Origin of the sequence: Nonomuraea marmarensis, from assembly GCF_043197025.1 — a bacterium.
GTDB classification, from domain to species: Bacteria; Actinomycetota; Actinomycetes; order Streptosporangiales; family Streptosporangiaceae; genus Nonomuraea; species Nonomuraea marmarensis.
Genome location: NZ_JBICRM010000029.1, coordinates 39,778 through 59,789 on the forward strand (window position 1 = coordinate 39,778; position 20,012 = coordinate 59,789).

At 69.2% G+C, this 20,012-nt stretch carries 21 protein-coding genes; 7 read left to right on the plus strand and 14 right to left on the minus strand.

Annotated features, from left to right (window positions below; genetic code table 11):
* Positions 1-77: 77 nt before the first annotated feature.
* Both ACFLIM_RS35840 and ACFLIM_RS35845 read left to right on the plus strand, forming a co-directional pair.
* A complete protein-coding gene (locus ACFLIM_RS35840) occupies positions 78-1,214 on the plus strand; it encodes a hypothetical protein (protein WP_393172817.1) in 1,137 nt (378 codons plus the stop codon).
* Complete coding sequence (locus ACFLIM_RS35845; RefSeq protein ID WP_393172818.1) at positions 1,211-2,767, plus strand: ethanolamine ammonia-lyase reactivating factor EutA; 1,557 nt, start codon at positions 1,211-1,213, stop codon at positions 2,765-2,767. Before ACFLIM_RS35840 ends, ACFLIM_RS35845 begins: the two co-directional genes overlap by 4 nt.
* Positions 2,768-3,525: 758 nt before the next feature.
* On the opposite strand, the gene ACFLIM_RS35850 is transcribed toward ACFLIM_RS35845, so the two are convergent.
* The 5 genes from ACFLIM_RS35850 to ACFLIM_RS35870 all read right to left on the minus strand — a co-directional run bounded on the left by ACFLIM_RS35850 (position 3,526) and on the right by ACFLIM_RS35870 (position 7,174).
* Entirely contained in the window at positions 3,526-4,164 is a 639-nt protein-coding gene (locus ACFLIM_RS35850; protein WP_393172819.1) for a transposase, read from the minus strand.
* Between the two features lie 27 nt (positions 4,165-4,191).
* On the minus strand, positions 4,192-4,395 hold the full coding sequence (locus ACFLIM_RS35855) for a hypothetical protein (RefSeq protein ID WP_393172820.1): 204 nt from the start codon (positions 4,393-4,395) through the stop codon (positions 4,192-4,194).
* A 561-nt stretch (positions 4,396-4,956) separates the two neighbouring features.
* A complete protein-coding gene (locus ACFLIM_RS35860; protein ID WP_393172821.1) occupies positions 4,957-5,703 on the minus strand; it encodes a class I SAM-dependent methyltransferase in 747 nt (248 codons plus the stop codon).
* Positions 5,700-6,974 carry an aldehyde dehydrogenase family protein gene (locus tag ACFLIM_RS35865; RefSeq protein ID WP_393172822.1) on the minus strand — a complete coding sequence of 425 codons (1,275 nt, stop codon included), beginning with the start codon at positions 6,972-6,974 and terminating at the stop codon, positions 5,700-5,702. The genes ACFLIM_RS35860 and ACFLIM_RS35865 overlap by 4 nt, the downstream gene beginning before the upstream one ends.
* A complete protein-coding gene (locus ACFLIM_RS35870) occupies positions 6,971-7,174 on the minus strand; it encodes an aldo/keto reductase (protein WP_393172823.1) in 204 nt (67 codons plus the stop codon). Before ACFLIM_RS35870 ends, ACFLIM_RS35865 begins: the two co-directional genes overlap by 4 nt.
* A gap of 205 nt (positions 7,175-7,379) precedes the next feature.
* Between ACFLIM_RS35870 and ACFLIM_RS35875 the strand changes: the two genes are divergently transcribed.
* The gene (locus ACFLIM_RS35875; RefSeq protein WP_393172824.1) at positions 7,380-8,291 is read left to right on the plus strand and encodes a helix-turn-helix transcriptional regulator; all 912 of its coding nucleotides are present in this window, start codon (positions 7,380-7,382) and stop codon (positions 8,289-8,291) included.
* Between the two features lie 299 nt (positions 8,292-8,590).
* Here the strand turns inward: ACFLIM_RS35875 and ACFLIM_RS35880 are convergent, their stop codons facing one another.
* The 9 genes from ACFLIM_RS35880 to ACFLIM_RS35920 form a co-directional block, all read right to left on the minus strand.
* The gene (locus ACFLIM_RS35880; protein WP_393172825.1) at positions 8,591-9,487 is read right to left on the minus strand and encodes an alpha/beta fold hydrolase; all 897 of its coding nucleotides are present in this window, start codon (positions 9,485-9,487) and stop codon (positions 8,591-8,593) included.
* A 103-nt stretch (positions 9,488-9,590) separates the two neighbouring features.
* On the minus strand, positions 9,591-10,415 hold the full coding sequence (locus tag ACFLIM_RS35885; protein ID WP_393172826.1) for an alpha/beta fold hydrolase: 825 nt from the start codon (positions 10,413-10,415) through the stop codon (positions 9,591-9,593).
* Between the two features lie 214 nt (positions 10,416-10,629).
* The gene (locus ACFLIM_RS35890; protein ID WP_393172827.1) at positions 10,630-11,310 is read right to left on the minus strand and encodes an alpha/beta fold hydrolase; all 681 of its coding nucleotides are present in this window, start codon (positions 11,308-11,310) and stop codon (positions 10,630-10,632) included.
* A 112-nt stretch (positions 11,311-11,422) separates the two neighbouring features.
* On the minus strand, positions 11,423-13,675 hold the full coding sequence (locus tag ACFLIM_RS35895; protein WP_393172828.1) for an ATP-binding protein: 2,253 nt from the start codon (positions 13,673-13,675) through the stop codon (positions 11,423-11,425).
* A 70-nt stretch (positions 13,676-13,745) separates the two neighbouring features.
* Complete coding sequence (locus ACFLIM_RS35900) at positions 13,746-14,438, minus strand: alpha/beta hydrolase (protein WP_393172829.1); 693 nt, start codon at positions 14,436-14,438, stop codon at positions 13,746-13,748.
* A 71-nt stretch (positions 14,439-14,509) separates the two neighbouring features.
* Positions 14,510-15,022 (minus strand): helix-turn-helix transcriptional regulator, encoded by a 513-nt coding sequence (locus ACFLIM_RS35905; RefSeq protein WP_393172830.1) that lies wholly within the window; start codon positions 15,020-15,022, stop codon positions 14,510-14,512.
* 91 nt (positions 15,023-15,113) lie between these two features.
* On the minus strand, positions 15,114-15,545 hold the full coding sequence (locus ACFLIM_RS35910) for an integrase core domain-containing protein (RefSeq protein WP_393172831.1): 432 nt from the start codon (positions 15,543-15,545) through the stop codon (positions 15,114-15,116).
* Between the two features lie 104 nt (positions 15,546-15,649).
* Positions 15,650-15,952 (minus strand): helix-turn-helix domain-containing protein, encoded by a 303-nt coding sequence (locus ACFLIM_RS35915; protein WP_393172914.1) that lies wholly within the window; start codon positions 15,950-15,952, stop codon positions 15,650-15,652.
* On the minus strand, positions 15,913-16,107 hold the full coding sequence (locus ACFLIM_RS35920) for a hypothetical protein (RefSeq protein ID WP_393172832.1): 195 nt from the start codon (positions 16,105-16,107) through the stop codon (positions 15,913-15,915). Before ACFLIM_RS35920 ends, ACFLIM_RS35915 begins: the two co-directional genes overlap by 40 nt.
* A gap of 514 nt (positions 16,108-16,621) precedes the next feature.
* On the opposite strand from ACFLIM_RS35920, the gene ACFLIM_RS35925 reads away from it, so the two are divergent.
* The 4 genes from ACFLIM_RS35925 to ACFLIM_RS35940 all read left to right on the plus strand — a co-directional run bounded on the left by ACFLIM_RS35925 (position 16,622) and on the right by ACFLIM_RS35940 (position 19,974).
* Positions 16,622-17,344: a flavodoxin family protein gene (locus tag ACFLIM_RS35925; RefSeq protein WP_393172833.1), complete on the plus strand. Its 723-nt coding sequence runs from the start codon at positions 16,622-16,624 to the stop codon at positions 17,342-17,344.
* 316 nt (positions 17,345-17,660) lie between these two features.
* Entirely contained in the window at positions 17,661-18,326 is a 666-nt protein-coding gene (locus tag ACFLIM_RS35930; RefSeq protein ID WP_393172834.1) for a glycosyltransferase family 2 protein, read from the plus strand.
* Complete coding sequence (locus ACFLIM_RS35935) at positions 18,323-18,988, plus strand: TIGR04282 family arsenosugar biosynthesis glycosyltransferase (protein WP_393172835.1); 666 nt, start codon at positions 18,323-18,325, stop codon at positions 18,986-18,988. The genes ACFLIM_RS35930 and ACFLIM_RS35935 overlap by 4 nt, the downstream gene beginning before the upstream one ends.
* On the plus strand, positions 18,985-19,974 hold the full coding sequence (locus ACFLIM_RS35940) for an NAD-dependent epimerase/dehydratase family protein (protein ID WP_393172836.1): 990 nt from the start codon (positions 18,985-18,987) through the stop codon (positions 19,972-19,974). The genes ACFLIM_RS35935 and ACFLIM_RS35940 overlap by 4 nt, the downstream gene beginning before the upstream one ends.
* Positions 19,975-20,012 lie beyond the last annotated feature (38 nt).

Genomic DNA, 20,012 nt, shown 5'->3' on the forward strand with positions numbered 1-20,012 from the left:
CCTTCGATCGGGGGGCGCTTGTTGACGCAATCCAGATATTGGTCTTACCGTTGTACCACATGAAAGTGGAGGTTTCAGTGACAAAAGATGCGCTCGTTTCGGACAGCATGGCGAAGAACTTCGCCCGCGAGAAGAACACCCCGTACGCCTCATGGGTCCGCAACGAGGGGCTGGACATCATCTCCGCCCACTACATCCCTGACCTCAACACGGTCGAGCTGAAACCCTGGGATCGCCGCGGCGGGCGCGGTGTCTTCATCAACCACGAAGCCTCCCGCACGTCCAACGACTGCTATGTGTGCGAGATCCCCGCCGGCGGCAAGCTGGCCCCACAGCGCCAGCTCTTCGAAGAGATGATCATGGTGCTCTCGGGCAACGGCTCGACCAGCGTATGGAACGACGCCGGCAAGAAGATCACCTTCGAGTGGGGCTCGGGCTCCCTCTTCGCGATTCCGCTCAACACCTGGCACCAGCACTTCAACGGCTCGGGGACCACCGCCGCCCGCTTCGTCTCCTCGACGAACATGCCGCCGGTGCTGAACATGTACGACGAGCCGGAGTTCGTCTTCGACACCGCACACGACTTCGTCGGCCGCTTCAACGGCGAGCCCGACTACTTCGCCGACAAGGACGAGGTCGAGGGCCTGCTCCTCAAGACGAACTTCGTCGCCGACGCCGTGAACCTCCCGCTCATCCACGCCAAGGAGCGCGGTGCGGGCGGAGGCCACATCCGCTTCATGATGGCCAAGGGCTCCATGAACAGCCACATCTCACAGTTCCCCGTCGCGACGTACAAAAAGGGTCACCGCCACGGCCCGGGCGCGCACGTCATCATCCTGAGCGGTGAGGGCTTCAGCCTGATGTGGCCCGAGGGCGAGGAGCCGAAGCGCTACGACTGGAAGCCGGGCACGCTCATCGTCCCGCCCAACATGTGGTTCCACCAGCACTTCAACACCGGCGACAGTCCTGCCCGGTACCTGGCGTTCAAGCACGAGGTGGTCTCGATCCGCAACGCCCAGGGCGTGCCGAAGGCCTGGATCAGCCGGCGGATCGGCGGTGATCAGATCGACTACGCCGATGAGTCCCCCATCGTCCGCGACACCTTCGCCAAGGCGCTCGCCCAGAAGGGGCTGACCCCGCAGATGGACGCCGCCTACGCGGCCGAGCTCGAGGACCTGCCGCCGACGCCGGGCGAGAGCACCGCCACCGCATGAGCACCGGGCACGGGCACCATGATGACGTCGACGGCGCTGGGCGCGACCACGACCACGACCACGACCACGACGACGAGCCCGACGTTCCGCTGGACGAGCACCCGATCTGGCAGCAGGACAACGTCACGCTGCACAGCGTAGGCGTGGACATCGGCTCCTCAGGCACCCAGCTTGCGTTCTCGCGGCTCCATCTCCGGCGGCTGAGCGAGGACCTCACCAGCCGGTACGTCGTGGTCCGGCGCGAGTCGCTCTACGAGTCGCCGGTCCACTTGACGCCGTTCGGCGCGGACCTGCAGATCGACGCGGCCCGCCTCGGCGTGCTCCTCGACGAGGCGTACGCCGAGGCGCGTTTCACGCCCGAGATGATCGACACCGGTGCGGTCATCCTCACCGGCGAGGCGCTCCGCCGCCGCAACTCCGAGGCGATCGCCGAGGTGGTCAGCGAGCGTGCGGGCGACCTGGTCTGCGCGACGGCCGGTCATCACATGGAAGCCATGCTCGCCGCCTACGGCTCAGGTGCCGTCAGGGCGTCGAGCCGGGAGCACGGCCGCCTGCTCAACATCGACATCGGCGGTGGCACCACCAAACTTGCCCTGGTGGAGGACGGGCGGATCGTCGAGACGGCGGCGTTCCACGTCGGCGGCCGTCTCATCGCGGTCACCGACGGCGTGGTCACCCGGATCGAGCCCGGCGGCCGCCGGCATGCTCTGCGGGCCGGGCACGACCTGGCGCTCGGCTCTCCGGTGACCGACGACCAGCTCGATGACGTGGCCGCGCTCATGGCAGGTGAGCTGCTGGAAGCTCTCAACGGGCAGCACACCAAGGCGACGGAGGGACTGTGGCTCACCGAGCCGCTCAGCATCCCGGAGCGGCTCGACGGCATCGTCTTCTCGGGCGGCGTGGCCGAGTACGTCTACGGCACCCAGACCGCCGACTTCGGCGACCTCGGCCATCGACTCGGCGGTGAGCTGCGACGCAGCGCGGAAGGCGGACTCCTCCCCGCGCCCGTGCTACCCGCTGCCGAGCGCATCCGCGCGACGGTGCTCGGCGCCTCGCAGTACACCGTGCAGCTCAGCGGCATCACCAGTCACCTCGACTCGGCCGAGCGGACCCTTCCCCGGCGCAACCTCCCAGTGGCGCGGCCCACGTACGTTCTCGGCGACACCGTCGACTCCGGAGCCATGGCCGACGCGCTCAGGGAGCACCTCGGCCGATTCACGCAGGGCGACGGCGATCTCGCCGTCGCCCTGTCGTGGAGCGGTGACCCCGAGTATCACCGGCTGCGCGCCTTCGGCGAAGGCCTCGTCAAGGGGCTGTCGTCACGACTCGCCGCCGGTGAGCGGCTCTACCTCGTGGTGGAGGGCGACATCGCCCGGACGCTCGGCCGGATCCTGCGCGACGAGCTGGGGGTCGAGAACGACCTCCTGATCCTCGACGGCCTGCTCCTGCGCGACTTCGACTATGTCGACCTCGGGCGCGTCCGTCAGCCTTCGGGTACGGTGCCGGTGACGATCAAGTCGCTGGTCTTCAACGACATGGATGCGACTGGCTGAGCGTGCTCACGGCGATCCGGTTGCGTCAGGTCGGCTGGGAGCCCGTAATCGTCGAACGGGCGGGTACTTCGGTACCCGCCGCCGTCGTGATCTCTTCTACGAAGATGAGCCATCCGACTTTCAAGATCCTTTGATGTCGTTCAAGAGGACCGCGGGGCGCCAAGGAGCCGCAGGCCGTTCGACGTGGTCGATGTGCGGCCTGTATCGCTGTATCGCTGCCCTGCTACCGCCGCGCAGCTAAGGTGGCCGGGCCGAGATCCAGGTGGTCATGCATGTCGGCTAAGCAACAGTTCTGATATGAAACGGCCCGTCAAGGCTTTGCAGCCACACCGGCCCGAATGTTGATGGTTTGGTGTCGTTTTTCCTGTGTGTCCTCCTGGTCTATGAGCAGGAGAAATCGACCTGACGGGTCAAGACGGAGCGCCCGCAGCGTAGCGAGGACGAACGGTCTTGAGGCGTCGGGGAGATCTCTCCACACTCCAGCCGGGTGGAGGACGCGCGAGGCAGGGGTGGTGGATCAGGGCGGGGTCGTGGCCTTCGCCACTGCCATTCTGATATTCGCGTGTCGAGATCGCATGTCTGCTGTGCGCAGGACGGGGCCCCTCACTTGAGACGAGCGTTGGGTAGCTCAAAGATCTGACGGGGTTCACCCCTGCCGCGGCGTGCGTCCCGATCCACCACCGGTCACGGTGGCACGACACCCACCGGCGGTGACGGCCGCCGGGTGAAGGAGATGCCGTGCCGAAGGTCATGAGCGCCTACTCGCTGGTCATCTCGGCCCAGACGAACCCGGCCAGTTCGCGGGCGACCGCGGTCACGGCGATCGGGCCGGGGCGCTTACCGGGGCCGGTCATCTGGCGGAACTTGGCGCACAGCCGCTGCTGGGCGCTCCAGGAGCGGGCGACGGTGGCCGGACTGGCACCTGCCTGGCGACGGCGCAGCGGCGCACCGACTGCCGGCCGGAACTGATACGCCCACGCAGCCTCGGTGAGCGCGGTGCGCACGTCGGTCGGGCCCGCCTTGGTGATGTGGCCGCGGCGGGACCGCTCACCGCTGGAGTATTCGCTTGGGGTCAGCCCGGTGAAGCCCATGAAGGCCCGCGCGCAGGGAAAGCGCCGCCAGCCGACCACCTCGCCGGCCAACGTGAGCGCGGTCAGCTCGGCGATGCCCCGGTAGGCGATCAGACGATGGACCGCGGCGCTCAGCGGCTCACGCTCGGCCCAGAGCAGCAGCACCCTTTCGACGGCCGCAAGCTCGGCCTCTCGGGCCTGCAGCGCGGCCAGATAGTGCTGATAGGTCGAACTCAGCGCCGGCTCTTCGAAGCGCTGACCGTTCACCCATTCCCGGTGAACGGCGGTCCACTTCACGCCCTGGCGCCAGATCCGTCCGTACCGCATCAACAGCGAGGTGATCCGCTGCTCTGCTCAGCCTGCCGTCGGCTCGGTGAGCCTGGCTTCGAGGTCGGCGATCATCTGGGCGAGCAGGCTGGTGTTCTCGCGCCGGACCGCCTGCGGGCCGACCACCTCGATGCCGGCGACCTTGGTGATGCACTCGTCGGCGGCCTGGGCCATCGTCTCGAACTCCTTGCGGGCGATCGAAGCGCGTCTGCGCTCGACCGGCGTCGACATCGCGGACCACACTCCCCTTGACTGAGCCCTGAAATCGCACCCCCTAGCTTGCACCGCGTAGGTCGGGCCCACCCCGGCCTCCTGAGCCAGGGGCAATTTGGCGGCCCACGGCGCCGTTGGCTTTTCGGGTCCATGCCAATGGCCTCTTCCTAGTCAGCCGCCGAGCTTTAAGCGTGATTCTCCAGGCAACGGTCAGGCGTGCTTGAAGTACTTGCCTACCGTACGAAACGGTTCCGCGGCAGGCGATCTTCCGCTCTGGGGTGTTGCCGATGCGTGCCTTCAGCGCAGGCTGTGCTGTTCGACTCCGCCGAGATCACCGGCGACAGGGGCCCACGGCCCAGCGCCGCATAGAGCGAGGCCGACCTGGGCACCGCCGCGATCACCGGTACCCGAAAACCCGTGGCCGGGATCTCACCGACGTTCAGCGCGCCTGCAGCAGCAGCACCCTCAACCAGCTCCGAGCGGCCGTGGAACGCAACATCGCGCACCTGGTCAACTGGAAGATCCTCGACACCGGCTGGCGCGGACGCCTGACCGACTTCCCGGAGGTACTACTAACCGTCACCAGCAGTGCTGATCGGCGGCGCTGGCATCTGCGGCACCGAATCGATCTGCCGCCACGGCGTGGCCTGGTACGCCAGCCGTCCGGTGGTCGCGCTGTCGTGGCTGGGGACGACGGCAGTGATACACCAGCGCCGGAGGCAGATTCGCCCACACGGTCCGTCCGAGGACGACTTCATCGAACCGATCCGCCAATGACCGGCGGAACCGGCGAGCCGGGATGAACCGGCGAGCATGGACATAGGCGAAGGTCGTGAAGGCACCCTGTGGCGATAAGGCGTCCACGACGGCGTCGAGCAGTTCACGCTGCCGTTCGTGTCGAAACGACGCCCACGGCAGGCCGCTGACGATGGCATCGGCCTGACCGAGGCCGCGCTCGGCGAGGAGGGCGGAGAGGTCACGGGCACCCGCCGTGACCGCTTCGAGGCCTGCGAAGCGTTCGGACAACAAGGCGGTGAAACGCTCATTGACGTCGAGGGCGATATGCCGCCCCCGCCCGTCAAGTCGCTCTTGAATCGTCCGGCTGAACGCACCGGTGCCGGAGCCGAGTTCCACGACGACCGGTTGCCCAATCGACGGAATCGGTGATGTCACCTGCCGGGCGAGAGCTTTGCCGCTCGGTATCACCGACGCGACAACGGTTGGCGCCTTAGCGAATTCACGGATGAACGGAATAAGAGTGTTGTTCACGATGCCTTCTTTCTGACCGACGAAACGGGCGGCTCGATGTGTCGGGTCATCGGTCATTGCATGACGCGCCGGGCAGCGGGTCGGCGATGAGCGTGCTCACCGAATCGCCCTGGTCCGGGGCGAACGCGGCGATGTACACCACCGGCGCCACGGCGTCGTGGGTGCCAGCCTCGGAGACGACGACTCCGCCGTAGGAGTGCCCGACGGCACGGAGGGACCGTTCTGGGCGTCGAGGACCCGTCAGGTGGTCCGACGTCGCCGGCGAGCGAGAACGTGGCGTGCTGCACGATGCCGACACGGAAGCCGTCGGCGGTCAGCAGGTTGTAGCCGGACACCCGGCCCTGCTGGGCGACCGAGGACATCGGGCCGATCCGGGTGGCCGGGTCGGTCGGGTCGCCCACACCGTAGGAACCGGCGGCGGCCACCGCGAGCTCGACGATCTCGTCGTGCCGGCTCGCGGGCACCAGCATCCGCGTCCACGCAGCACAAGTCTGGCCGCCGTTCATCCAGGCGTACTCCAGGCCGAGGTTGACGGCGTTCTGCATGTCGGCGTCGTCGAGGATGACGTTGGCCGACTTGCCACCCAGCTCCAGCGCCACCCGCTTCACGGTGCCGGCCGCACTGATCGACACCCGCTTGCCGGCGCCGGTGGATCCGGTGAACGACACCATGTCGATGCCCTGGTGGCCGGAGATCGCTTCGCCGACCACCGACCCGGCGCCGTACACGACGTTGAAGGCGCCCGCCGGGATCCCCGCGGCCGCGGTCAGCTCGGCGAATAGGGCAGCGGTGAGCGGGGTGACCACGCTGGGCTTGAGCACCACCGTGCAACCGGCGAGCAACGCCGGCGCGTCCTTCGCGACGGTCTGATACAGGGGGGCATTCCACGGCGTGATCGCGCCGACGACGCCGATCGGCTCGCGCACGATCAGCCTGTTGCCCAGTTCCTCCTCCCAGGCGTAGCCGTCGGCCAGCGCGGCGAAGCTACTCGCCACCTGGTAGGGGAGCCCGGCCTGCACGACCTTGGCGTACGAGATCGGCGAACCCATCTCGGAGGTGACGGTGGCGGCGAAGTCGTCGATGGCGTCCGTGATGCCGTCGGCGATCCGGGCGATCGCGGCGGCCCGCTCACTGACCGGCACCGCCGACCACTCTGGGAACGCACGCTGCGCGGCCGCGACGGCCCGGTCGACGTCAGCCGCCGTACCCGCCGGCAAGTCGGCGATCACGGTGGCGGTGGCCGGGTTCACGACCTCGATGCGCTCGCACCCGCCGCCGGCGGCCTCGGCGCCGTCGATCCAGTGCTGGGCTGCTCGCTGCTCGCTCATACGGCGATCTCCTCGCCGTGGTACGGGCCGTAGCTTTCGGCGGTGTCGATGTGGGTGACGCCGAGGTCGAGCGCGCGATGGATAGCGCGGATCGATTCAGCGTCGTCCAGGCCGCCGCCGGAGAGGAGAGTGCCGGCCATGGACATGGCACCCAGACCGATCCGGGAAACGCGCAGGCTCCCCAGCATGGCGTGCCGCATCAGAGAACTCATTTCTCGTCGAGAGTGTCGAAGGAAGGTGCATCAGAGGGAAGTGGCGAAGGACGGCGTCCACGGCATCCGGGCGCCGATCTCGATCTCGCTGACGTTCAGCCAACATCGGTTCACCACGTCGCGACAGCCCCTGCGAAAAGGGGTACTCACAGGGACCCCTTCCGGGGCGCGGGCCGGGCCTATCCTTGATCTCATGGACGAGAAGGAGGCTGCGCGGACGGCGGTCCGCGAGTTCCTCACCACTCGCCGTGCCCGGGTCACCCCAACCGAGGCCGGCCTTCCTCCGCAGGGCCCCCGCCGTCGGGTCAAGGGCCTGCGCAGGGAGGAGGTCGCGTTGCTCGCCGGGGTCAGCCCGGAGTACTACGTGCGGCTCGAACGCGGCCAGGCGACCGGGCCCTCCGCCGGAGTCGTCGACGCCGTCGCCGACGTCCTGCGTCTGGACGACGACGAACGCGCTCACCTCGGCCGGCTGCTCGCCGCCCTGACCCCCGCGGCCCGCAAGCGGAGCCGCGGCGCGGCGAAGGACCTGATCACCCCCGGAATCCGGGTGCTGCTGGACTCGATGGACCACCTGCCCGCAGTGGTCTTCAACGGCCGGTTCGACATCCTCGCGGTCAACACACTGGGGCGCGCACTCCTCGCACCCGTGTACGACATGCCCGGACGGACGAACAGCGCCCGCTTCCTGTTCCTCGACGAGCCCAGGGCCCGGGACCTGTTCCCCGAGTGGGACCGGATCACCGCCGACACTGTGGCGATGCTGCGCATCGAGGCCGGCCGCCACCCCGACGACCCCGACCTGACCGAACTGATCGGACAACTCGCGACCCGCAGCACAGAATTCCGGACGCGCTGGGCGACCAACGACGTACGAATCCACCGGGCCGGCACGAAGACCTTCCGGCACCCACTCATCGGCGAGGTCACACTGCCCTACGAGACCCTCCGCATCGACGCCGCCTCCAGCCAGATACTCACCGTCTACGCCCCCCAGCCCGGCACCCCCGAAGCCGACGCGATCCGCCTCCTGGCCAGCTGGAACGCCGACAACCAACCGAACAACAACCCGACGGCAGGAACACGCGGCCGGAACCTCGAGGGCTAACTTGATCTTTAACCTGCGGCCGGCCGGTATCGACCCCGGCTGACCATGGGGACAGCCCTTGATTGATCCTTCCTCTTGTCTGGGGAAGAAGATCAAGAACGCGCGGAGCACGGTTTCGACGGGCTGCAAGGGTGGTTGACGGCGAGACCCGCCGTCGGCGGCGTCGCCGACGATGAGAACGAGTTCTGCAAGCGCGTTCGCGTCCCGAAGAGCCCGGCAGCCGATATTTGATCGTGCTCTGGGGGCGGCTCGTTTCTGAGAAGGCCATGCCGGATCCAGCACTACAGCAGCGTCCGTGATCACGTCGCCTCCGCCGGCCGACCGGCGCCAAAGGTGGAGGCGTTGATGGCCGCTGTGAACGCGCCGGGTTGTTCGAGGTGGCCGAGGTGGCCGCTGTTCTGCAGAAGGAGGAACTGGGCGTGGGCGATGCCTTCGTGCAGCAGCCGTCCCCAGTCAGGACCGCAGATGAAGTCGTGGGCGCCGCTGATGATCAAGGTGGGTGTGGCGATCTGGCCCAGACGGTCACGGACGTCGAAGGGGGGTTGCTCCGCGCGCATCGGGTCGACCCAGGCGCGCAGGGAAGCCCGGAGAGGGGCCAGGTCGGCTTCGCGGGCCCAGTAGTCGGCGAAGTAGGCGGGCAGGACTGCACGTAGCGCCTGGGTGCAGGAGGCATTGTCGGTGGCGGCGAGAGCGTGGCGGAACAGGCGCGGGATGGTGGCGGCCTCGGGCTGGTCGGGGTGGCGTTGCGGGAGGCGGTCGAGGGTGGCGAGCGCCTGGTCCCAGAACTCCTGGCCGGTGCAGGGCGAGGTGTCGTAGAGGATCAGGCCCGCCAGGGCGGCGGGATGGATCAGCGCGTACTGCTGGGCGACGAAGCCGCCGTGGGAGTGGCCGAGCAGGAACACGCTCGGCACGTTCAGGTGTTCCACGACGCTGTGCAGGAAGTGGGCGTAGGTATCGATGCGGTAGTCCTGCGGCCGGGGCAGGTGCCCGGAGCCGCCGGTTCCGATCGGCTCCAGGTAGACCAGGGTCAGATGCTGCTCCAGTTCGGGCATTCGCAGGTACTCCCAGCCGAGCCCGGGGCCGCCGGGGTGGACGAGGCAGAGCGGGCCGGAGCCGGTGACGTGGTAGCGCTGCAGCACTCCCTGGATGCTCACGGTGTGGGTGCCGGGTAGCAGCGGGTCGGAGGAGAGGCTCACGAACGTACTCCTGACATGGACAGTGCTGCCCGGGGGGTCCCGCACTCAGGTGGTCACGCCGCGGCTGAAGTAGCGGCGCGGGTTGCCGATCGGCATGGCCGGTTCAGTCGACGGCGCGGGCCGCGTCCTGGATGATGCGCGTCACCAGGCTCGGCTGGCTGATCATCGGCACGTGCGAGGCGGCCACTTCGTAGATGCGCGACTTCGCCCGCTTGTACATATAGCGCTCCAGGGCCGGCGGGATGGCCTTGTCCTCGGTGGCCACCAGCGCCCACGAGGGGACGGTGCGCCAGGCGGCACCGGTGGTCTTGTCGGTGAAGGAGGAGGCGCTGAACGGCCGCTGCCCGGCCTGCATGAGGCGGGTGGTGGAGACAGGCAAGTCGGCGGCGAAGGCGCTGCGGAACTTGTCTGGCCTGAGGTACAGGTCGGTGCCGGTGCTGCCGTCCGGGTTGGGGAAGGGCACTTCCCGGACGGCGCCGGGGATCTGGGTGCCGGGGTACTTGTTGATCAGGACGCCGAGCTGTTCGCCCTCGTCGGGGACGAACGCGGCGATGTAGACCAGCGCCTTGACGTTGGGGACGTCGACGGCCGCGTTGGTGATCACGGCGCCGCCGTAGGAGTGGCCGACCAGGACGATCGGCCCCTCGATCGACTTCAGCACGCTGGCGATGTACGGCGCGTCGGTGGGCAGGCCGCGCAGCGGGTTGGCCGGCGCGATGACCGGATAGCCCCTCTCCTGGAGCCTGCTGATCACGCCGTTCCAGTTGGAGGCGTCGGCGAATCCGCCGTGGACCAGGACGATCGTGGGCTTGGCCGGACTGTTGGAGGGTGCCGCGGACGCGGCAGGGACCGCAAGGAGCGCGGCGGCCAGGCTGCCGGCAGCGGCGGCGAACACGAGGCGGCGTGGCAGTGGGGTGGAGCGGTTCAACGGTATCTCCAGAGAACTGGTGCGAGAGATGACGGGAATACATGGGGAAGACGGCGCCCGGGCACGGCTCAGCCACGCTTCAGCACGGCGTTGCTCCAGGCCGAGCGCCATCCGGACGGCCCAGGCGGCTTGCCGCCCAGGCAGGAGAAGATCGTCCGGTGCCCGGTCGGCGGCCGGGTAGTGACTCGGTGTGAGCGCGCCGACAGCCCGGCCGTCAGGCGGCGGCCTGGCGGATGAGATCGGCGACTGCGGCAGGTTGGGACACGTAGACGGCGTGGCTGCCGACGACCTCGACTACGGTCGCCTCGGTGCGCTGGGCCATGATCCGCTGAGCCGGCGGCGGGATCATGCGGTCCTCGGTGGCCACCAGATACCAGCTCGGCTTGTGCCGCCAGGCCGGTTCGGTGACCCTCCCACCGAGGGCGTCCACGCCCCAGGGGACCTGGGAGTCGGCCATGAACGCGGCGGACTGCGTGGGCAGGTCGGCGGCGAACGAGCCGTGGAACTTGTCGCGGTCGAGGAACAGGAAGCCGTCACGCGGAGGCAGGATCGGCGGCACGGGCGCCCCGGGCGGTGGGTCGGCGATGAGGGTGCTGACCGATTCGCCCTTGTCGGGGGCGAATGCGGCGATGTAGGCCAGCGCTGCGACGTTGGGGTGCGTGCCGGCTTCGCTGATGACGACCCCGCCGTAGGAGTGGCCGACGAGAACGGCCGGTCCGTCGAGGCTGTCGAGGACCTGGCGGGTCGAGGCGACGTCCCCCTCCAGCGACAGCGTCGGGTTCTGCACGATCCGGACGCGGAAGCCGTCCCGGGCGAGCTCGTCGTAGACGCCCTGCCATCCGGATCCGTCGACGAAGCCACCGTGCACGAGCACGATGTTCCTGATGGTGGTCATGATCGCTCCTGATCTGGAGGGACAGGCCCGATGCCCGTCCTGTGCCCTTCATCCAAGTGGCGCCCGAGGGAACAGACCATGCGGAACAGGAGGCAGAAGTAGTGCGGAACCATCAGGGCGCGGCGCTCGCCAGCTTGCGGCAGCGGTCGGCCGCCTCGATGTCGCCGACGGCCTGGTACACCTCGGCCGCCCGCGCATAGGCATGGCGGCTCTCGCCGGTCCGGCCTTCCTCGCCCAGCAAGGCCGCCAGCGTCTGCAGGGAAGCGGCCTGCGGGACGGGCAACTGACCCTCCTCCATGAGGGTGATCGCCTCGGTGAGCGTGGCGATCGCCTCGGAGTGATGGCCGAGCAGCGCCAGACATTCGCCGATGCGGGCAAGCGCGATCGGCCGGATGAACGCCGCGACGCTCGACGTCACCCCCGACCGGTCGTCGTTCACCAGGGCCCACAGGCCGAGATACTGCTCCAAGGCCTCGCTGTGGCGTCCGGAATCGCGTAGGCAACTGCCGAGGGAACCGAGACATTGTCCGTAGGTATCGATGTCGCCGACGGCCTTGAACAGCTCCGCCGCCCGAGTCTCCGCTGCGATGGCCTCATCGGGCCGTCCGAGCCTGCGAAGCGCGCCCGCCGCATTGTGGTGAGCCGAGGCGACCTGCGCCGTGGCGTCACTACGGGTGGCGAGCTCCAGCGCCTGGGCCGTGTATCGCAGGGTGGTCTCCAGGTCGTCTCGCGGTACCAGATGGACCCAGGCCAGCAGGTTCAGCTGCCTGGCCTGGCGGGCCGGATCATCCAGGGCGGCGGCGGCCTCGGAGCCGAGGGTGAAGACCTCGTGCCAGTGAGGCGCGTGCATCCACCGGTCGGAGAACCAGTCCATCGACTCGGCGCAGTCGAGAACGTCGGCCTGTCGGCCGCCGCCCGCCGCTGCCCGCAACGCGCCCAGCCAGTTGTCCACGTTCACACGCAGCCAGTGGTCGGCCTCCTCGGAAGAGGACAGGTCGGCGTCGGGCGGATCGGGACGGCCGTAGGCGGGGTCGAACCACCGCCCGGCGACGGTGGCCATGCGTAGCAGCCACGACGTCACCGTCACGGTGAGCGCGTCGCGCTCGGACGAGCGCTCCTCCGCGTGCAACCGGTCGCGGGCGAACAGCCGGACCAGGTCGTGGAAGCGGTAGCGTCCCGACCTGCTGTCCTGCAGCAGACCGAGGTCGACGAGTTCGTCGAGGGCTTCCCACATCCCCTCCATCGAGGCGCCACCCGCCACTGCCGCGAGAGTGGCGTCGAAGTCTCGGCCTGGCACCAAGGCGAGCCTGCGGAAGACCCGCTGCGTCGAGGCGGCCAGTTGCTTGTAGGACATCCCGAACGCGGTAGCTACCTTGAGATCGCCAGCTCTGAGCTGGTCCAGGCGCCTTTCTTCGTCCGCCAGCCGGTCGGCGAACTCCGCGGCACGCCAGCCGGGCCGGCTGACCAGCCGGTTGCCCACGATCCGCAAAGCCAGCGGCAGACCACCGCAGAACTCGGCGAGCTCGCCGACAGCCGATCCTCCATCGGAGGACCCACGTCTGGCCAGAATCCCGGTCAGCAACTCAGCCGCTTCCACCAGCGGCAACGGGCCCAGACTCAGCCGGTGCACACCCTCCAGTCCGGCCAGCAGTCGCCGGCTCGTCACGAGCGCGCGACTCTGGCCGCCGGCGGGCAGGAGCGGCCGTATCTGCTCCTCCGACCCGGCGTTGTCGAGCACGAGCAGCACACGCCGCTCCCGCAGCAGGGACCGATGAACCGAGGCGCGCTCCAGAGTGTCGTGGGGCAGGTGCCGCTCCGTGGTGCCGAGCGCGCGCAGCAGTTGCATGAGAGCGTCGTCGGCCGTGAGCGGCCGAGGGGACATGCCGTACAGGTCGACGAAGAACAACCCGTCGGGAAAGCTCGGCCGCAGCACATGGGCGGTGTGCACGGCGAGCGTGGTCTTGCCCAGGCCGGCCGCGCCGGTGATGAGGGCCACGCCGGCCGCGCCTGGCGCGTCGCCGGCGTGCATGACGTCGTCGGCCCAGGCTAGCTCCGCGGCCCGGCCGGTGAAGTCGTCCACGGATCGGGGCAGCTCGCACAGGCCGGTCGGGCGCGTCCAGTGATCCCTCAGCCGGCCGGATCGCGCCAGGTCGATGAGCTGTTCGCGGTCGTCTTCGCTCAGCGCGAGCGCATCGGCCAGCGCGACGACGGTCCGGTGCTGAGGTCCGGCGCTGCGTCCGCGCTCCATGTCGGACAGGGCCCGGATGCTGACTCCCGAGGCCCCGGCGAGTTGCTCAAGCGTCAGTTGCGCCGCGCGTCGGTGGTGGCGGAGCAGTTCCGCGAAGCTGGGTGGGGTGGTGGACACGCGTTTCTCCGCGACCTGTCGGGGGTGGATCGAGTCCGGCGCTCGGCCGGTCCGAGCGCCGGGACCGTGGTCAACGTGCGGAGACGGCGGTGGCGGCCTGGCGGATGACCGCGGCCACCGCGGCGGGGTCGGACACGTAGACGGCGTGACTGCCGGCGGTCTCGGTCACGGTGGAGCCCGCTCGCTCGGCCATGGCTCGCTGGGCGGGCGGGGGGATCATCCGGTCCTCGGTCGCGACCAGGTACCAGCTCGGCTTGTGTCGCCAGGCCGGCTCGACGACCGCGCCGCCGAGGGCGTCCACACCCCAGGGAACCTGGGAGTCGGCCATGAACGCGGCCTGCTCGGCCGGCAGGTCGGCGGCGAACGAGGCGGGGAACTTCTCGCGGTCCAGGAACAGGAAGCCGTCCACCGGCGGCAGGATCGGCGGGACCGGCGCCCCGGGTGGCGGGTCGGCGATCAGCGCGTTCACCGACTCGCCCTTGTCGGGGGCGAAGGCCGCGATGTAGACCACGGCGGCCACCTTGTCGTGAGTGCCCGCCTCGGTGACGACCACTCCGCCGTAGGAGTGGCCTACCAGGACGACCGGGCCATCTTGGGCGTCGATGACCTGCCGGGTCGCGGTGACGTCGCCATCCAGCGACAGGGTCGGGTTCTGCACGACGGCGACGTCGTAGCCGTCCTGCTTCAGCAGGTGGTGGACGCCCTGCCAGCCGGACCCGTCCACGAACCCGCCGTGGACCAGAACGATGCGCGGGATTGTCATGGCTGTGCTCCTTCGCCGATGAGACCGTGAGGGCACTCACGCTAGGTCGCGGGGCGAAGGTGTCGATTGAGTCATTTGACTTGGTTCAGCGCGTCTCTGAGCGCGGCCCGGGAGGTGACACCGAGCTTCGGAAACAGCTGGTACAGGTGATTGGCGACGGTACGCGGAGACAGGAACAACCGCTCGCCGATCTGCTTGTTCGTCAGCCCCGCCGCCGCGAGCTTGGCAATCTCCTGCTGCTGCGGGGTGAGCGCGGCCATCCCCGTGGCCGTGCCGGTGGCCCCGCCGGGCCCGATGGACAGGCCGGTGGCCCGTAGCTCGGCGCTCGCCCTGGCCACCCACGGTCCGGCGCTGAGGCTGCGGAAGGTGTCGAGCGCGGTGGTCAGCTGGCCGCGGGCCTCGGTGGTGGCCTTGTCGCGGCGCAGGCGTTCACCGTAGATGAGCTGCAGGCGGGCCCGCTCGAACGGCCAGCGCTCCGCGCCCGCGGTGGCCAGCGCGGTCTCGAACAGCCGGCCGTAGTGCCCGTGGGGGGCGGCCAGGGCCGCGCAGGCACCGGCGACCATCGTCAGCCGTGGCGAGATCACGGCCGACCCCTGCACGGCGGCGGCATGCGCGGCCACTTCAGCGTGGCGCCCGCTGCGCCAGTCCGCCTGCCGAAAATTTCATCCATGCAGGTCAAGCGGCATGTGAGTACTCGTGAAGGACGCCGCCAAGCCGGTCTCGTCGGCGTATGTTCAGGTCGGTGATTCGCTCTGGATCCGTGATCGGGTCCGGGACGGTACGCAGCGGGGCGGCTTGGGCCAGGGCTTGATGGGCTCGGTGCCGGTTGTAGAACAGTTCGTACTCGCGTAGGACATGCCGCAGGTGGCGTTCGTTCCAGAGCAGGCAGCGGTCCAGGAGTTCGTGGCGGCAGGACTGCACCCATCGCTCCATGATGGAATTCATTCGCGGCATCCGGATACCGGTGAGTGCGGTCTGGATGCCTGCGTCGGCGAGGATTTCGTCCATGAGGGCGGGGAACTTCCCATCCCGGTCTCGGATCAGAAAGCGTGCCCGGCAGTTCGCATCCTCCAGGTCCATCACGAGATTCCTGATCGCCTGGATCACCCAGCGGGCGGTCGGGTGAGCGGTGGTGCCCAACACGCGAATGCGCCTGCCGGCGTGCTCAATGACGGCCAGGATGTACTGGCGCTCCCCGTTTAAGGTGACGGTTACTCCCAGACCGTGGACGGCGCGACCTTGATGCCGAGTGTGGCGAGCTCACCATGCACTCGCCGATATCCCCAGTCGGGGTTCTCCCGAACCAGGCGCAGGATGAGAGCGCGGATGGAGCGGACCGTGGGCGGGCGCCCAGGCCGCTTCGGCCGGCAGGTACGGGCGTGACGCCGTTTCATCAGGTCGCGGTGCCAGCGCAGGACGGTATCCGGGCGGACGAGGAGTTGCAGTCGGCGCAGAATCTCGCGGGGCAGCGAGGTCAGGAGCGCGGCGAGAAAGGCCCGGTCCTCGGTGCGAATCTCACTCTGGTGTCGGCACCGAGTTGGCGTTCAGGGACGGTGATCTGGTGGCGCAGGGCGAGTATCTCCACGTCCTTATCCCGATCGCCCATGGGCAGCAACCGCAGCGCGGCGAACGTGTTCGTGACGGTGAGGTAGGCCAGGCGAAGGAGCACGGCTGATCATCCTGCCGCACGCGTTCCGTCTTCTGGGTGACCGGAGCTCACGCCGCCACGCGAAGAGCTCACATGGTCATGACCTGGGCGGATGTAATTTTCGGCAGGCGCACTCTTCGCGACTGCGAACGACCTGCCGGAAACACTCATCGGATCCGTTCAGCAGGCCGCATCACCCTACTCCGGCCTGCGAGAGCTCACTGAAGGAAAGGATCCTCGCACTCATGGGCTGGTCCAAGCCATCCACAATGAGAAGAGCGAGCACGTCGCCTGGCTGCGCGAGTTCTTCGGCCTCGGCTCACCCGGACGATACCGCCGCGGGTTCCGTGGCGGTTCCCCCTCACTGGCCCGCCTTGCCGAGGCCGACGAAAGTCCGGGACCACCGGCCTGAGCGCACCGCTGAGCGATGCGACCGAATACCGCAACGCGGCGAGCCCAGTGGCCGAAGAAACAGGTATCGGCCCAGAGCCTGCGTACGGTGGGCGCCTGGACCGCATCGAAAGGAGCTGTCACGATGACGGTCAACGGAGCTTCTGCCCGGCATGACGATCTGCGGGCGCTGTTCATCAACTGCACGCTCAAGAGGAGCCCAGAGCGCAGCCACACCCAGGGCCTGATCGATCTCAGCGCGCGCATCATGGACAAGCAGGGCGTACGGGTCGAGCAGTTGCGGGCCGTCGACCACGACATCGCCACCGGCGTCTGGCCGGACATGACTGAGCACGGCTGGGAGAGCGACGAGTGGCCGGCCATCTACCAGCGGGTGATGGCCGCCGACATCCTCGTCATCGCCGGGCCCATCTGGCTGGGCGACAACAGCTCGGTCACCAAGAAGGTCATCGAGCGCCTGTACGCCTGCTCCAGCCTGCTCAACCAGGCCGGCCAGTACGCCTACTACGGCCGGGTCGGCGGCTGCCTGATCACCGGCAACGAGGACGGCGTCAAGCACTGCGCCATGAACGTGCTCTACAGCCTGCAGCATCTGGGCTACACCATCCCGCCCCAGGCCGACGCCGGCTGGATCGGCGAGGCCGGGCCCGGTCCGTCCTACCTCGATCCGGGCTCGGGCGGGCCGGAGAACGACTTCACCAACCGTAACACCACCTTCATGACCTGGAACCTGCTGCACCTGGCCCGCATGCTCAAGGACGTCGGCGGCATCCCCGCGCACGGCAACCAGCGCTCGGAATGGGACGCCGGATGCCGCTTCGACTTCGAGAACCCTGAGCACCGATAGAGGGTGCAGAAACCTCGGGCTGCACTTGGTGAGCGAGCGTGCTCGACTCGTGGAAGAGCCTGCTGGCTACACCCGCGCCGATCCGGGCGGGAGAGCCCCGGCGCGTCGACGGCTTCGCGTCCCTCTGGTTCGTCGCGGTCACCGTCAAGCGCCTCCACCGGTCACTGCCCGAGCCGAGCCGGCGACACCGGCACGCGCCGCGACCCGCCCGCAGGAGGGATCCGCTTGAGCCTGACGGCTATGACCTGGTCATTTCTCGGAAAGGCGGACCTCTTGGCGAGGGTGTGGACCGAGGTGTCGCGTTAGCGTCGGCGGCGTGGAGATCGACGTGGTGCTGCCCTGCCTGGACGAGGCGGCGGCCCTTCCGTGGGTGCTCGGGCGGATGCCGGACGGCTTTCGCCCGATCGTGGTCGACAACGGCTCGACCGACGGATCCGCGAAGATCGCGGCCGGGCTCGGTGCGATGGTGGTGTGCGAGCCCCTGCGCGGGTTCGGCGCGGCGTGCCATGCGGGGCTGGTGGCCGCGGTCTCGGACGTCGTTTGCTTCATGGACGCCGATGCGTCGTTGGACCCCGGTCAGCTACCTCGGGTGAGCGGACCTGTCGTGGCCGGTGAGGCCGACCTCGTCCTCGGCCGCCGTGTTCTCCGGCCGGGCGCGTCATGGCCGGTGCACGCCCGGCTCGGCAACGCGGTACTGGCTCGGAGGCTGCGCCGCCGTACCGGTGCCTCGCTGCACGATCTGGGGCCGATGCGGGCGTGCGAGCGTGTCGCGCTGCTCCGGCTGGGGCTCGTCGACCGGCGTTTCGGCTATCCGCTGGAGATGGTGCTGCGTGCCGGGGCGGCGGGCTGGCGCATCCGCGAGACCGAGGTGGACTACCTGCCCCGCGAGGGCAGGTCGAAGGTGACCGGCACGGTACGCGGCACGCTGCGGGCGATCGGCGACATGCGCCGGGTCATGGCCCGTCGGGACGGGGCGGCGTGAATCCGGCGGACAGCCGGGACACCGAGCTCCGCCCGCAGATCGTCGTGATCGCCAAGGAGCCCGTGCCCGGAAGGGTGAAGACGCGGCTCGTTCCGCCTCTCACCCCCGGTCAGGCCGCTGCTCTGGCCGGCGCCGCGCTGGAGGACACGTTGCGGACCGTCGCCCAGGTCCCGGGCGTCCATCGGGTGCTCGCCCTTGACGGCGCCCCCGGGGTCTGGCTTCCCGGCGGCTTCACGGTGCTCCCGCAGCGCGGGGGCGGTCTGGACGAACGGCTGGCCGCGGCATTCGAGGACACCCACCGGCTGTGGCCCTCCCCCATCGTGCTCATCGGCATGGACACCCCGCAAGCGTCCGCTGGCCTGTTGACCGAGGCCGTGTCTCTGCTGGCCGGCCACGACGCGGTGTTCGGCCCGGCGACCGACGGCGGCTTCTGGCTGCTCGGGCTGCGTGTCCCCGACCCGGCGCTGCTGCTCGGCGTGCCGATGTCGGAGCCGGCCACCGGAGAGATCCAGCTGCGAAGACTCAGGGAGGCAGGGATGAGCGTCGCCTTGATGCCGTGCCTGACCGATGTGGACACCATCACGGACGCGATCGAGGTGGCGGCGATGGCCCCGCGGTCGCGCTACGCCGCCGCGCTCGCCGGGATCGGAGCGGCGCAATGACGAGGGTGCTGGTGACCGGTGCGGCCGGGTTCATCGGGAGTCATGCGGTCGAGGCGCTGGAGGCGAACGGCCACGAGGTGGCCGGACTTGACCTTCGGTCCGGCGACGACGTTCGCGACACGGCCGTTCTCGATCGGCTGCTGCCGGAGGTCGATGTGGTCGTGCACCAGGCGGCCAAGGTCGGGCTCGGCGTGAACGTGGCGGACCTGCCGGACTACGCCTCGGTCAACGTGTACGGCACGGCTGTGCTGCTGGCGGCGATGGCGGAGCACGGTGTCGGGCGGCTGGTGCTGGCGTCCTCGATGGTGGTCTACGGCGAGGGCGCCTACGACTGCGCGCGGCACGGCCGGGTACGGCCCGGTCCCCGCTCCGTCGCGGACATGTCGCGAGGGTCCTTCGAACCCCGCTGTCCCCGGTGCGGTGAGGGCGTGGCCTTCGCCGCCATCGACGAGGACGCGCCAGCGGATCCGCGCAACGCGTACGCCACCACCAAGCTTGCGCAGGAGCATCTCGCCGCCAACTGGGCGCGCGAGACGGGCGCAATGGCGACCGCCCTTCGCTACCACAACGTGTACGGCCCCAGGATGCCGAGGAACACTCCGTACTCGGGCGTTGCGGCGATCTTCCGGTCCGCGCTGGAGGCCGGTCGCCCTCCGCGGGTGTTCGAGGACGGCGGGCAGATGCGCGACTTCGTCCACGTCCGCGATGTCGCCGACGCCAACGTCGCCGCCCTCACCCGCGGCGAGCCCGGAACGCTGACCGTCTACAACATCGCCAGCGGCGAGCCGCATACCGTCGGCGAGATGGCCTCGGCCCTGGCGGCGCAGCGGGGCGGCCCGGAACCGGTCACCACCGGGGAGTACCGGCTGGGCGACGTTCGCCACATCGTGGCCGCACCGCACCGGGCAGCGGTCGAACTCGGCTTTCGGGCGCGTATCGGATTTGCCGAAGGGATGAAGGAGTTCGCCACCGCACCCCTGGCCTGACCACTCGAATGCCTGCCTTGGAGGATCAGTTCCAGCGC

What these genes read in the sequence shown, in the direction of transcription:
- ACFLIM_RS35845 (WP_393172818.1), top strand. Translation starts at nt 1,211, where the DNA reads ATGAGCACCGGGCACGGGCACCATGATGACGTCGACGGCGCTGGGCGC.
- ACFLIM_RS35850 (WP_393172819.1), bottom strand. Translation starts at nt 4,164, where the DNA reads ATGCGGTACGGACGGATCTGGCGCCAGGGCGTGAAGTGGACCGCCGTT.
- ACFLIM_RS35855 (WP_393172820.1), bottom strand. Translation starts at nt 4,395, where the DNA reads ATGTCGACGCCGGTCGAGCGCAGACGCGCTTCGATCGCCCGCAAGGAG.
- ACFLIM_RS35860 (WP_393172821.1), bottom strand. Translation starts at nt 5,703, where the DNA reads ATGACCGATGACCCGACACATCGAGCCGCCCGTTTCGTCGGTCAGAAA.
- ACFLIM_RS35865 (WP_393172822.1), bottom strand. Translation starts at nt 6,974, where the DNA reads ATGAGCGAGCAGCGAGCAGCCCAGCACTGGATCGACGGCGCCGAGGCC.
- ACFLIM_RS35870 (WP_393172823.1), bottom strand. Translation starts at nt 7,174, where the DNA reads ATGCGGCACGCCATGCTGGGGAGCCTGCGCGTTTCCCGGATCGGTCTG.
- ACFLIM_RS35875 (WP_393172824.1), top strand. Translation starts at nt 7,380, where the DNA reads ATGGACGAGAAGGAGGCTGCGCGGACGGCGGTCCGCGAGTTCCTCACC.
- ACFLIM_RS35890 (WP_393172827.1), bottom strand. Translation starts at nt 11,310, where the DNA reads ATGACCACCATCAGGAACATCGTGCTCGTGCACGGTGGCTTCGTCGAC.
- ACFLIM_RS35900 (WP_393172829.1), bottom strand. Translation starts at nt 14,438, where the DNA reads ATGACAATCCCGCGCATCGTTCTGGTCCACGGCGGGTTCGTGGACGGG.
- ACFLIM_RS35925 (WP_393172833.1), top strand. Translation starts at nt 16,622, where the DNA reads ATGACGGTCAACGGAGCTTCTGCCCGGCATGACGATCTGCGGGCGCTG.
- ACFLIM_RS35940 (WP_393172836.1), top strand. Translation starts at nt 18,985, where the DNA reads ATGACGAGGGTGCTGGTGACCGGTGCGGCCGGGTTCATCGGGAGTCAT.